Source organism: Bacillus cereus group sp. MYBK216-1, from assembly GCF_051916495.1.
GTDB lineage: Bacteria > Bacillota > Bacilli > Bacillales > Bacillaceae_G > Bacillus_A > Bacillus_A thuringiensis_K.
Window position 1 is genome coordinate 95,502 of the sequence record NZ_JBQAGT010000010.1, and the last position, 12,380, is coordinate 107,881.

A 12,380-nucleotide genomic window follows, 5' to 3' on the forward strand; every position below is an offset into this window, starting at 1 on the left:
GAAGGAGAGGATAAATATGTTCGTATCATATCGTTGGTTACAAGAGTATGTAGATATTAAAGATGTAACAGCACAAGAACTAGCAGACAAAATCACGAAAAGTGGTATTGAAGTAGAAGGCGTTGAAGTATTAAATAAAGGTGTAAAAGGTGTTGTAGTTGGTCACGTATTAGAATGTGAAAAACACCCAGAAGCTGATAAATTAAGCAAATGCTTAATCGATATCGGTGAAGAAGAGCCAGTTCAAATTATTTGTGGAGCTGCTAATATTGCAAAAGGTTTAAAAGTACCAGTTGCAAAAGTTGGAGCTGTACTTCCTGGTAACTTCAAAATCAAAAAAGCAAAACTACGCGGTGAAGCTTCTCATGGTATGGTTTGTGCTCTTCAAGAGCTTGGTATTGATGGAAAGTTAGTTTCAAAAGAATACGCAGATGGTATCTTCATCTTCCCAAGTGACGCTGAAGTTGGTGCAGATGCACTTGAAATTTTAAACTTACACGATGAAGTACTTGAGCTTGGCTTAACACCAAACCGTGCAGATTGCTTAAACATGTTAGGTGTTGCTTACGAAGTAGCTGCTATTTATGGCCGCGAAGTAAAACTTCCAGCTATCGACTTACAAGAAACAGCAGAAAAAACTTCTGATTATATTTCTGTAAGCGTAGAAGCGAAAGAAGAAAACCCATTATACATTGCAAAAATGGTTAAAAACGTAAAGATTGGTCCGTCACCAATGTGGATGCAAACTCGTCTTATGGCAGCTGGCATTCGTCCAATTAGCAACGTAGTTGATATTACAAACTACATTTTAATGGAATACGGTCAACCGTTACATGCATTCGATTACGATAAATTAGGTTCAAAAGAAATCGTTGTTCGTCTTGCAAAAGAAGGCGAAAAAATTGAAACGTTAGATGATCAAGAGCGTACATTACAAAGCCACCATCTTGTAATTACAAACGGCACGAAAGCTTTAGCTGTTGCTGGTGTAATGGGCGGGGCGGATTCTGAAGTTACAAATGAGACAGTAAACGTTCTAATTGAGTCTGCATACTTTGCAGGTCAAACAGTACGTCGTACATCAAAAGACTTAGGTCTTCGTAGTGAATCAAGTGCACGTTTCGAAAAAGGAATCGACCCAACACGTACATTTGAAGCAATTCAACACGCAGCTGCTTTAATGGCGAAATATGCTGGTGGTGAAGCACTTGAAGGTGTGGTAGAAGCTGACAACTTACAAGTACAAGAGCGTACAGTATCTGTTACTGCTGAAAAAGTAAACCGTGTATTAGGTACAAATATTTCTGCGAGTGAAATGGGTACAATGTTCACAAACTTGAAATTCCCATTCACAGAAGTAGAAGGAACATTCCATGTAAATGTACCAGCACGTCGTCCTGATATTACAATTTCAGAAGACTTAGTAGAAGAAGTGGGCCGTTTATACGGTTATGACCATATTCCAGTTACATTACCTTCTGGAACGATGACTCGTGGTAAATTAACATCAGCACAAACGAAACGTCGTAAAGTACGCCGCTTCTTAGAGGGTGCTGGTTTATATGAAGCAATCACGTATTCATTAACAAGCGCTGATAAAGCGAAACAATATATGGTTGAGCCAAACGAAAAGGCGCCTGTAGGTCTTGCACTTCCAATGAGTGAAGAACGTAGCCAACTTCGTTTAAGCTTAGTACCGCAATTACTAGAAGCAGTTTCATACAATGTCGCTCGTAAAAACGACAGCGTTGCTTTATACGAGGTAGGTTCTATCTTCTTACCGACAGAAGAAGGAGAACTTCCGAAAGAAGAACAACATCTTGCAGGTGTTATGACAGGTCTTGCTCTTCACCATGCATGGCAAGGTGAGAAGAAAGTAGTAGACTTCTTCGTTGTGAAAGGTGTACTAGAAGGACTATTCGACGTGCTTGGCGTTTCAAACCAAATCACATATGCACCAGTAAAACGTGAAGGTATGCACCCAGGCCGTACAGCTGACATCGTATTGGATGGCGAAGTAATTGGTTTCATCGGTCAATTGCACCCAGAAGCAGAAAAACAATTAGATGTGAAAAATACATTCGTATTCGAACTATCTCTTGTAAAAGTATTCGGTGCAGACGCAGAAGAAACTTACTACGCAGCAATTCCACGTTTCCCATCTATGACGCGTGATATGGCTGTTGTAGTAACAAAAGAAACAAAAGCTGGTGAAATGAAGCAAGTCATTGCTGAAGCTGGCGGAGAACTTCTGAAAGATGTAACATTATTCGACTTATACGAAGGTGAAAAAATGGAAGAAGGCAAGAAATCACTTGCATTCTCTATGACTTACTTCGATGCAGAACGTACATTAACAGACGAAGAAGTAACAGAAGCACATAACCGTGTACTAACAACGGTAGAAGAGAAATTCGGTGCGGAGTTACGTAAGTAATTAGAAAATTGCCGGATTCATTCCGGCAATTTTTTTATTGGATTGGTTGTCGGACACTATCGGTAAGTCAATATATTACAAAAATCGCTCATATATTTTTTGGCATCTTGCATCTTTCTCTCGAATGTAGTACATTAATTTTAGTTTAACAAAATGAAAGACGATGATAAGGAAAAGTAGTATATACTATAATCCAAAGCGAGTCAGGGACGGTGAGAGCCTGATGAGGCGGTATATGTGAAGAACACCTTGGAGTTGCTAACCGAAATTGAATCTTATATTCAAGAGTAGGCTTAGACGGGAATCCGGCCTGTTATAAACCGGGAAGTATGTATTACATACGAGTTAAAGTTGGTCTTTATGACAAATTGGGTGGTACCGCGAAGTTTAACCTTTCGTCCCTTTATGGATGAAAGGTTTTTTTGTATTTAAATATATGAGCAAAGGAGAATTTCACTATGGAAAACACATTAGTAAAAAGTCTGTATAGAGATACAGAAAAGTATGCAGATCAAACAGTACAAGTATCAGGGTGGATTCGTAACTTACGTGATTCAAAAGCATTTGGTTTCATCGAATTAAACGACGGTAGCTTCTTCAAAAGCGTTCAAATCGTTTTCGATACAGAATTAGAGAACTTCAAAGAAATTGCAAAACTTCCACTTAGCTCTTCAGTTAAAGTAGAAGGTAAAGTAATTGCAACGCCTGGAGCGAAGCAACCATTTGAAATTAAAGCAGAAAAAATTGATATCGAGGGTTTATCAGATTCTGATTACCCACTTCAAAAGAAACGTCATACGTTTGAATACTTACGTACAATCGCTCACTTACGTCCAAGAACAAATGCATTCTCTGCAACGTTCCGCGTACGTTCTATCGCAGCATTTGCGATTCACCAATTCTTCCAAGAGCGTGGATTCGTACATGTTCACACACCAATCATCACTGGTAGTGATACAGAAGGTGCTGGCGAAATGTTCCGCGTAACAACGCAAGATTTAAATAACCTACCAAAAGGTGAAGACGGAAAAGTTGATGAGTCAAAAGACTTCTTCGGTAAAGAAACAAACTTAACAGTAAGTGGACAGCTGAACGCTGAAGCTTATGCATTAGCATTCCGTGACGTATACACATTCGGACCTACATTCCGTGCAGAAAACTCAAACACAACTCGCCACGCTGCTGAGTTCTGGATGGTTGAGCCTGAGATTGCATTCGCTGAACTAGGGGACGTAATGAACCTTACAGAAGATATGCTGAAATATGCAATGAAATACGTATTAGAGCATGCACCAGAAGAAATGGAATTCTTCAACAGCTTCGTTGATAAAACAGTTCTTGAGCGCATGAACAACGTAATTAACTCTGACTTCGGTCGCATCACTTATACAGAAGCAATTAAAGTGCTTCAAGAATCAGGTGCTGACTTCAAATACCCAGTAGAATGGGGAATTGACTTACAAACAGAGCACGAAAGATACTTATCAGAAGAAATCTTCAAACGCCCTGTATTCGTAACTGACTATCCAAAAGACATTAAAGCATTCTACATGCGTTTGAATGAAGACGGTAAAACAGTAGCTGCTACTGACCTTCTAGTTCCTGGCATCGGCGAATTAATCGGCGGAAGCCAACGTGAAGAAAGAATGGACGTTTTAGTAGACAGAATTAAAGAATTAGGTATGAACGAAGAGGACTACTGGTGGTACTTAGAACTTAGAAAATACGGCGGTACAAAACACGCTGGATTTGGTCTAGGTTTCGAGCGCTTCCTAATGTACATCACTGGCATGGCTAACATCCGTGACGTAATTCCATTCCCAAGAACTCCAGGTTCTTCTGAATTCTAAAATATGAAAAAAGCGAGAGGATTTCCTCTCGCTTTTTTATTTTGTATAGTTTATTCTCCCGTAGCAAAAAGTAACGCGAAGGGGTGAATATAAATGAGTAAAAAAGTGAAAAAAGATCATTCAAGATCAAGCCTAGGTTCTCCAGAAGTTGAAGGACAAGGAACGACGACACATGAAACAGGTTCTCATAAAGTATCTTCATCAAATAAGAAGCAGAAACGAAGCTAACATAACAAAGGAGAGTCTTAAGGGCTCTCCTTTGTTATGTGTTACATCTTATTATCGTTAATTTCTTTTGTAATCTTATTTATGTCTTTGTCTAATCGATCTAAATAGAAAAACCACAGTAAACTCATGAACACGTAATAGATGGCCATCATGCCAAGATTATCAGATATATTTTCGAATGTGGATTTAGTAGTGAAAAAAGCTCCCCAAATGGTAGAAATAGTGAAGTAAGAAAGTGGGCCTACGAGGTGTACGAAAACATATAATATCTTTTTAACTTTTACAGCGTTCATATGAAAAAACTCCTTTTTCTAATCATACATTCAAGTTCTTCACAGAAGTGTTGTAGTTTTGTTGGATTATGTATTAACAAGCGTGCATCGTGTTTCCCGATAAAGTGAAACTTTAATCAGTGGGGGGTTCATCCCCCACTGATTATTAGTTGAACCAATCGGACTTTTATGGGCAGTTGATCCCCCCTAACTTCTTTGCATTCGCTGAATTTTGAGGTGGGGGTCTTACTGCCCATTAAAGCGGGATAAATCTTCGAATCCGAAAGTTTAATAAGAAAGATCGACCATAACGCTCTATTAAATCGTTGAACGCTGGTTGTTCACTTAGTAGCTGAATGTTTTCTCTAATTTCGAACTGTCTTTCGTGTGGATCGCCTAGTAAAATATTTAGAATCATTTGTAGAAGTAGCAATGTAGATCTCCTCCTATGTTAGAATAATCTGCATATTATAATTATAACAAAACTATAAGGACAATAGTAGGATGAAACAAAAAAACAGGAGTTTGTAGGCTCCTGTTTTTGTCGATACTATTTTAATAAGCGAAGCGCCTTCTCCGTATTAGCGAAATGCAGTTTCACAAACTCAGGTAATCGTTCTTTACCAAGCTTTTGAATTAATTTAGCAGCAGCGATATCAACTTGTTTACTAGCACCTTTTGGAAGTGGCATACCAGCTTTTTTACTTAGTTCGTCAAACTGTTTTACGAATGAGTAGCGAGCTAAAATAGAAGCAGCGGCTACTGCTAAATGGACGCTTTCACCTTTCGTAGCGAAATAAACATTTTCACGCTGTACCTGTTTTTGTTTTGCTAAATATTTATAGTATGTATCAGGTTGTGTGAATTGATCGATTAAGACGCCTTCAGGTTTTGTAGGTGCCATTTTAGCTAATAAGTTTGTAATAGCTTTATTATGTAGCAAGGCTTTTAGCTTACCTTGGTTGTTTCCTTTATCAAATAGCTCGTTATATTTTTCATTATGAAGGACAAGAGAGCTGTAAGGAACAACGTGTAGAAGTTGTTTCGCAATGGCAGTAATTTGATCGTCATTTAAGTTTTTAGAGTCTTTTACACCAAGTTCTTTTAGTAGTGGAATTTGCTTTGCATCCACATATACAGCAACGACTGTCATCGGTCCAAAGAAATCTCCCGTACCAACTTCATCAGACCCTACAATAGACATTGTACTGATGGAAGCAGGCGGCGCATAACGATGGGAATCGACAGGTTTTTTTACAGTTGTTTTTGGTCTTTGAGAGACAGTTTGCCAACGAGAAGCTTCTGCTTCAGCGCGGCCTCCTTGGAACATTACTTTTCCAGATTTATACGCTGTAATCGTGCAAGATGGCACCTTAGCCATAAAGATACCGCCTTGCGGAATTTTCGGGCTAAGCGAATGTTTATATTGTTGTTTCATGTCTTCAATTACTGTAGAATTTGTTTGAATTACGATAGAATTTGACATAATGGTCGCCCCTTTTTTTATATTGTTATTTTTATCATATCGGATTGTTCTTTCTGTTTCCATATTATGAAGGTTCATGGTATGATAAACTTTAGGATTCTGTACGTGATTGGAGGCCGGTGAGTTGTCACAACAAAAGGGAAAGAAAAGTCGAATTAATGTAGAAATCTATGGTCAGCAATATTCAGTTGTTGGCGATGAAAGTACAAGTCATATCCGCATGGTAGCAGCGATTGTGGATGATAAAATGCGCGAACTCAATGCCAAGAATCCTTCGCTTGACACGAGTAGACTAGCGGTATTGACGGCGGTAAACGTCATACACGATTACATAAAATTAAAAGAAGAACATGAGAAATTGAAAGAAAGTATGACAAAAAAAGGAATGGAATAACATGATTGATATTATTATCATTTTACTGCTTGTTATGGGATTTTTCCTCGGCTTACGTAGAGGGTTTATTCTGCAACTTGTAAAGTTAACAAGCTTTATTATCGCATACCTTGTTGCATACTGGTACTGTAAAGATTTAGCGCCAGCACTTGCGAAATTTATTCCGTATCCATTTGATAAAAACGTATCTGTTCCAGAATGGATTGATGCAAATAATATTGAGACAGTATTTTATCAAGCGCTTGCGTTTATCATATTGTTTATTATTACAAAAATAGCACTTTCATTACTTGGTAATTTGTTAAATATGTTTGCAGAAATACCGGTTTTAAAGCAAGTAAATGCGTTTGCCGGGGCAATCCTCGGATTTTTAGAAGTATATATTGTTTTGTTTGTCTTAATTATCATTGGAAACATTCTTCCGATTGAACAAGTACAAACACCATTACAAAAATCATCAATTAGCAAAATAATTGTAGACGATACACCGATTCTATCTGAAAAGGTGAAGGAACTATGGCAGACAGGTAGCAGAGTATAACTTCTCTTTTTTCGGAAAGAGAAGTTTTTTTCTATGAAAGAAAGGCGGGGTAATGATGAAAGTAAATAAAAAACAAGTTATCAAATTATTAGAGACAATCGGGCTTTTTATGGAACTAAAAGGCGCGAATCCATTTAAAATATCTGCATTTCGTAAAGCGGCAGCAGCATTAGAAAGTGACGATCGTAGTCTTTCTGAAATTGAAGATTTCACGAAGATTCCGGGCATCGGAAAAGGAACAGCAGCAGTTATTCAAGAATATATAGAATCGGGAACATCTGAAGTATTACAAGAACTTGAAAAAGAAGTACCAAGTAGCTTATTGCCGTTATTAAAACTACCAGGTCTTGGTGGTAAAAAGGTGGCTAAGTTATATAAAGAGCTAGGCGTTATTGATATGGAGACGTTAAAAGCTGCTTGTGAGGAAAATAAAGTACAAGCTTTAGCTGGTTTCGGTAAGAAGACAGAAGAGAAAATATTAGAAGCAATCGATCAAGTAGGCTCTCGTCCAGAGCGTTTACCAATTGCGATGGTATTGCCTATTGCCGGGGAAATAGAGGAGAAATTGTCGAATATTGCTGAAGTAATTCGTTTCTCTCGCGCTGGTAGTTTGCGCCGCGCGAGAGAAACAGTGAAAGATTTAGATTTTATCATTGCAACGACAGAACCAGCAGCGGTACGTGAGCATTTACTCCAATTCGATAATATGATTGAGGTAATCGCAAGTGGGGATACGAAAGTTTCTGTTCGTCTTCAATATGAATATGATATTTCAATCGATTTCCGCTTAGTAAAACCAGAAGAGTTTATTACAACACTTCACCATTTTACAGGATCAAAAGACCATAACGTAAAAATGCGTCAAATCGCAAAAGATAAAGGCGAGAAAATTAGTGAGTACGGTGTAGAGAACTTAGAAACAGGTGAAGTGAAAACATTTGAGACTGAAGAAGACTTCTTTGCTCATTTCGGTCTGCCATTTATTCCGCCAGAAGTGCGTGAAGATGGAAAAGAAATTGAATTAATTAAAGAGTATCCGAACTTAATTCAGTTTTCCGATATACAAGGTGATTTACATATGCATACAACTTGGAGTGACGGTGCTTTTTCTATTGAAGAAATGGTACAAGCGTGCCGTGCTCGTGGATATAAGTTTATGGCGATTACTGATCACTCGCAATACTTAAAAGTAGCGAATGGTTTAACGAAAGAGCGTCTTCGTGAGCAAGCAAAAGAAATTGAACGTATGAATGAAAAGTATCCAGACATTACAATTTTACGCGGAATTGAAATGGACATTTTACCAGATGCCTCGCTTGATTTTGATGATGAAGTATTAGAAGAATTAGACTATGTCATTGGAGCGATTCACTCTAGCTTCTCACAAGACCGTGAAACGATTATGAAGCGTCTACGTACTGCACTTGAGAATAAACATGTTACAATGATTGCCCATCCGACAGGACGTCTTCTCGGGCGTCGTGAGGGTTATGATGTAGATACAGATTTATTAATTGAACTCGCAAAAGAAACAAATACAGTTTTAGAATTAAATGCGAATCCGAACCGTCTAGATTTAAGTGCGAAATTATTAAAACAAGCACAAGATGCTGGTGTGAAAGTAGCGATTAATACGGATGCTCATACGCTTGAAATGTTAGAAGATATGGAAACAGGTGTAGCAGCAGCACGTAAAGGTTGGATTCAAAAAGATAACGTGATTAACACGTGGGATATTGAACGTTTATTAGACTATATTAAACGTAATAAGTAACACAAGGGGGACCTGCAACATGTTAGAAAGAACGTTGCGTGTATTAGAATACAATAAAGTAAAAGAACAATTACTTGAACATACAGCATCTTCACTTGGTCGTGACAAAGTGAAGCATTTAGTGCCGAGCACTGATTTTGAAGAAATTGTAGAAATGCAAGATACAACGGATGAAGCTGCGAAAGTTATTCGTTTAAAAGGTAGTGCACCATTAGGTGGTATTACAGATATTCGCTCCAATGTGAAGCGTGCAAAAATTGGGAGTATGTTAAGTCCAAATGAATTACTTGATATTGCGAATACGATGTATGGTAGTCGTAATATGAAACGTTTCATTGAAGATATGGCTGATAACGGTGTCGAGCTTCCGATTTTAGAAACTCACGTCGCTCAAATTGTATCTTTATATGATTTAGAAAAGAAAATTACAAATTGTATCGGTGACGGCGGTGAAGTAGTCGATAGCGCAAGTGATAAACTGCGTGGTATTCGTACTCAAATTCGTACGGCGGAAAGCCGTATTCGTGAAAAGTTAGAAAATATGACGCGCTCTTCAAACGCACAAAAGATGCTGTCTGACTCGATTGTAACGATTCGTAACGAACGTTACGTAATTCCAGTAAAACAAGAATACCGCGGCGTATATGGCGGTATTGTTCACGATCAATCAGCTTCTGGACAAACGTTATTTATTGAACCGCAAGTCATTGTAGAATTAAATAACGCGCTTCAAGAAGCACGTGTGAAAGAAAAACAAGAAATCGAACGCATCTTATTGATGTTAACAGAAGAAGTGGCAGTAGAAGCCGATATCGTTTTATCTAACGTAGAAGTAGTTGCGAATCTTGATTTCATCTTTGCGAAAGCTTTTTATGCGAAGCGTATTAAAGCAACAAAACCAATCGTAAACAATGAGCGTTACATGGATTTAAGACAAGCACGCCATCCGCTCATTGATCCAGAAATTATCGTGCCAAATAACATTATGTTAGGTAAAGATTTCACGACAATTGTTATTACAGGACCGAATACAGGTGGTAAAACAGTTACGCTGAAAACAGTTGGTATTTGTGTATTAATGGCGCAATCTGGTCTTCACATTCCAGTAATGGATGAGTCAGAGATTTGTGTATTTAAAAATATATTTGCTGATATCGGTGATGAGCAATCGATTGAACAAAGTTTAAGTACGTTCTCCTCACATATGGTGAATATTGTTGATATTTTGGAAAAAGCTGATTTTGAAAGCTTAGTTTTATTCGATGAATTAGGTGCTGGAACAGACCCACAAGAAGGTGCTGCACTAGCAATTTCGATTTTAGATGAAGTATGTAATCGCGGTGCTCGCGTTGTTGCAACGACGCATTATCCAGAATTAAAAGCATACGGATACAACCGTGAGCAAGTTATTAATGCGAGCGTTGAGTTTGATGTAAATACATTAAGCCCAACGTATAAATTATTAATCGGTGTACCAGGACGTAGTAATGCCTTCGAAATTTCGAAACGCCTTGGGCTATCTGATCGCGTGATTGATCAAGCTCGTAATCACATTAGTACAGATACGAATAAAATTGAAAATATGATTGCGAAGTTAGAAGAAAGTCAAAAGAACGCAGAGCGTGACTGGAACGAAGCAGAAGCACTTCGCAAGCAATCTGAAAAACTTCATCGCGATTTACAACGTCAAATCATTGAATTTAACGAAGATCGTGATGAACGATTATTAAAAGCGCAAAAAGAAGGGGAAGAAAAAGTCGAAGCTGCAAAGAAAGAAGCGGAAGGCATTATTCAAGAACTTCGTCAATTGCGTAAAGCACAACTTGCAAACGTGAAAGATCACGAGCTAATTGAAGCGAAGAGCCGTCTAGAAGGTGCAGCGCCAGAGCTTGTGAAGAAACAAAAAGTAAACGTGAAAAACACTGCGCCGAAACAACAGTTACGCGCAGGTGATGAAGTAAAAGTATTAACATTCGGTCAAAAAGGTCAACTACTTGAAAAAGTAAGCGATACAGAGTGGAGCGTACAAATCGGTATTCTGAAGATGAAAGTAAAAGAATCTAATATGGAATACATTAACACACCGAAGCAAACAGAGAAAAAAGCAGTTGCAACGGTAAAAGGTAGAGACTATCACGTTTCATTAGAACTTGACCTTCGTGGTGAACGATTTGAAAATGCAATGGCGCGCGTTGAGAAATACTTAGATGATGCCCAGCTTGCAAGCTATCCTCGCGTATCAATTATTCACGGTAAGGGGACAGGAGCACTTCGCCAAGGTGTACAAGATTACTTGAAGAAGCATCGCGGCGTGAAAACCTTCCGTTACGGTGACATGGGCGAGGGAGGCCTAGGCGTAACAGTTGTCGAATTAAAATAGAAAACAACGAAACAAAGGGGAAACCATTATATGTTTATGGACAAACTTGCAAAAGTATTGTTAGCTTGTTGCGGAATATTTTTGGTGATTGGGGTTATTTATTTAGTTGTTTTTGCGAAGTGAAAAAGCGTCAATCGTGGCATAATGATATTGCCATAGATTGACGCTTTTAATATATATGAAAAGGAATAGAATATGAAAATCAACCAATACATAAGCGAAGCAAAATCATGCTCCAGACGTGAAACAGATCGCCTCATTAAAGCTGGACGCGTGGCTATTAACGGCGAAATATGTACGCACGGTACACTTGTGAGCGATGGTGATAGGGTAACGATTGATGGGAAAGTTATTGTAAAAGAAGAGAAAGAAAAGGTGTACATCGCCTTCCATAAACCAGTCGGCATTATTTGTACAGCAGCTGATCATATTGAAGATAATATAATTGATTATATCAATTACCCAGAGCGAATCTTTCCAGTTGGACGATTAGATAAAGCATCGGAAGGACTTATTTTATTAACGAATGACGGCGGCATTGCGAATCAAATTTTACATGGTGATCATGAGCACGAGAAGGAATATGTTGTCACAGTCGATAAACCTTTTACGGACTGGTTTATTGATGAGATGTCCAGTGGTGTAAAGATTAAAGATGGAATGACGAAGCCGTGCAAAGTGACAAGAGTCGATCAATCAACATTTCGTATCGTTTTAACGCAAGGAATGAACAGGCAAATTCGTAGAATGAGTCGTGCTTTCGGATTTACTGTAATAAAGCTAAAGCGAGTACGCATTATGAATATAGAGCTAAATGAGCTTGAAGTTGGAAAGTGGCGGAGCGTTACAGCTGAAGAGTTAGAAATTTTAATAGGGCAGTTATAGGGAGGGAAAATTTTCTTCCTATATTTTTTTGTCAGAAAAAATAAAACTATTGATTTTTTAAAAAATAGCCCATATAATAAAAAACAACAAGTTTCGACAAGATATTTTATAAAAGTAATGATGAGGACATGAG

11 protein-coding genes and 2 other annotated features (1 of these 13 only partly in view) are annotated in these 12,380 nt (G+C 38.2%); of the genes, 8 read left to right on the forward strand and 3 right to left on the reverse strand.

Features of this window, described 5'->3' with window-relative positions:
* Nucleotides 1-16 precede the first annotated feature (16 nt).
* The 3 genes from pheT (at nt 17) to ACTFRH_RS25370 (ending at nt 4,515) form a co-directional block, all read left to right on the forward strand.
* Entirely contained in the window at nt 17-2,437 is a 2,421-nt protein-coding gene (pheT, locus tag ACTFRH_RS25360) for a phenylalanine--tRNA ligase subunit beta (RefSeq protein ID WP_000498192.1), read from the forward strand.
* A 154-nt stretch (nt 2,438-2,591) separates the two neighbouring features.
* Nucleotides 2,592-2,843, forward strand: a binding site (T-box leader).
* Between the two features lie 52 nt (nt 2,844-2,895).
* Nucleotides 2,896-4,287 (forward strand): asparagine--tRNA ligase, encoded by a 1,392-nt coding sequence (gene asnS / locus ACTFRH_RS25365; protein ID WP_000432177.1) that lies wholly within the window; start codon nt 2,896-2,898, stop codon nt 4,285-4,287.
* Nucleotides 4,288-4,380: 93 nt separating this feature from the next.
* Nucleotides 4,381-4,515: a YuzL family protein gene (locus ACTFRH_RS25370; protein WP_000039594.1), complete on the forward strand. Its 135-nt coding sequence runs from the start codon at nt 4,381-4,383 to the stop codon at nt 4,513-4,515.
* A 41-nt stretch (nt 4,516-4,556) separates the two neighbouring features.
* On the opposite strand, the gene ACTFRH_RS25375 is transcribed toward ACTFRH_RS25370, so the two are convergent.
* The 3 genes from ACTFRH_RS25375 to rnhC form a co-directional block, all read right to left on the reverse strand.
* The gene (locus tag ACTFRH_RS25375) at nt 4,557-4,808 is read right to left on the reverse strand and encodes a hypothetical protein (RefSeq protein ID WP_000994744.1); all 252 of its coding nucleotides are present in this window, start codon (nt 4,806-4,808) and stop codon (nt 4,557-4,559) included.
* A gap of 235 nt (nt 4,809-5,043) precedes the next feature.
* Complete coding sequence (locus ACTFRH_RS25380; protein WP_232294104.1) at nt 5,044-5,220, reverse strand: hypothetical protein; 177 nt, start codon at nt 5,218-5,220, stop codon at nt 5,044-5,046.
* Nucleotides 5,221-5,337: 117 nt separating this feature from the next.
* Nucleotides 5,338-6,273: a ribonuclease HIII gene (gene rnhC / locus ACTFRH_RS25385; protein WP_000071571.1), complete on the reverse strand. Its 936-nt coding sequence runs from the start codon at nt 6,271-6,273 to the stop codon at nt 5,338-5,340.
* 124 nt (nt 6,274-6,397) lie between these two features.
* Here rnhC and zapA point away from each other — a divergent pair, with 124 nt between their 5' ends.
* From zapA to ACTFRH_RS25410, 5 genes are all read left to right on the forward strand, one after another.
* Nucleotides 6,398-6,667 (forward strand): cell division protein ZapA, encoded by a 270-nt coding sequence (gene zapA / locus ACTFRH_RS25390; RefSeq protein WP_000082701.1) that lies wholly within the window; start codon nt 6,398-6,400, stop codon nt 6,665-6,667.
* A 1-nt stretch (nt 6,668) separates the two neighbouring features.
* Complete coding sequence (locus ACTFRH_RS25395) at nt 6,669-7,208, forward strand: CvpA family protein (protein ID WP_000565412.1); 540 nt, start codon at nt 6,669-6,671, stop codon at nt 7,206-7,208.
* Between the two features lie 55 nt (nt 7,209-7,263).
* The gene (gene polX / locus ACTFRH_RS25400; protein WP_000867512.1) at nt 7,264-8,982 is read left to right on the forward strand and encodes a DNA polymerase/3'-5' exonuclease PolX; all 1,719 of its coding nucleotides are present in this window, start codon (nt 7,264-7,266) and stop codon (nt 8,980-8,982) included.
* Nucleotides 8,983-9,001: 19 nt separating this feature from the next.
* Nucleotides 9,002-11,362, forward strand: a complete 2,361-nt coding sequence (locus ACTFRH_RS25405; RefSeq protein ID WP_000893712.1) for an endonuclease MutS2 — start codon at nt 9,002-9,004, stop codon at nt 11,360-11,362.
* Nucleotides 11,363-11,557: 195 nt separating this feature from the next.
* Entirely contained in the window at nt 11,558-12,247 is a 690-nt protein-coding gene (locus ACTFRH_RS25410; protein ID WP_000700748.1) for a 23S rRNA pseudouridine(2604) synthase RluF, read from the forward strand.
* A gap of 108 nt (nt 12,248-12,355) precedes the next feature.
* Nucleotides 12,356-12,380: a binding site (T-box leader), on the forward strand (it continues 231 nt past the right edge of the window).

Bases quoted from the DNA above. Each gene is read 5' to 3' on its own strand.
- ACTFRH_RS25405 (WP_000893712.1), top strand. From the start codon at position 9,002: ATGTTAGAAAGAACGTTGCGTGTATTAGAATACAATAAAGTAAAAGAA.
- ACTFRH_RS25375 (WP_000994744.1), bottom strand. From the start codon at position 4,808: ATGAACGCTGTAAAAGTTAAAAAGATATTATATGTTTTCGTACACCTC.
- ACTFRH_RS25410 (WP_000700748.1), top strand. From the start codon at position 11,558: ATGAAAATCAACCAATACATAAGCGAAGCAAAATCATGCTCCAGACGT.
- pheT (WP_000498192.1), top strand. From the start codon at position 17: ATGTTCGTATCATATCGTTGGTTACAAGAGTATGTAGATATTAAAGAT.
- ACTFRH_RS25395 (WP_000565412.1), top strand. From the start codon at position 6,669: ATGATTGATATTATTATCATTTTACTGCTTGTTATGGGATTTTTCCTC.
- asnS (WP_000432177.1), top strand. From the start codon at position 2,896: ATGGAAAACACATTAGTAAAAAGTCTGTATAGAGATACAGAAAAGTAT.
- polX (WP_000867512.1), top strand. From the start codon at position 7,264: ATGAAAGTAAATAAAAAACAAGTTATCAAATTATTAGAGACAATCGGG.
- rnhC (WP_000071571.1), bottom strand. From the start codon at position 6,273: ATGTCAAATTCTATCGTAATTCAAACAAATTCTACAGTAATTGAAGAC.
- ACTFRH_RS25370 (WP_000039594.1), top strand. From the start codon at position 4,381: ATGAGTAAAAAAGTGAAAAAAGATCATTCAAGATCAAGCCTAGGTTCT.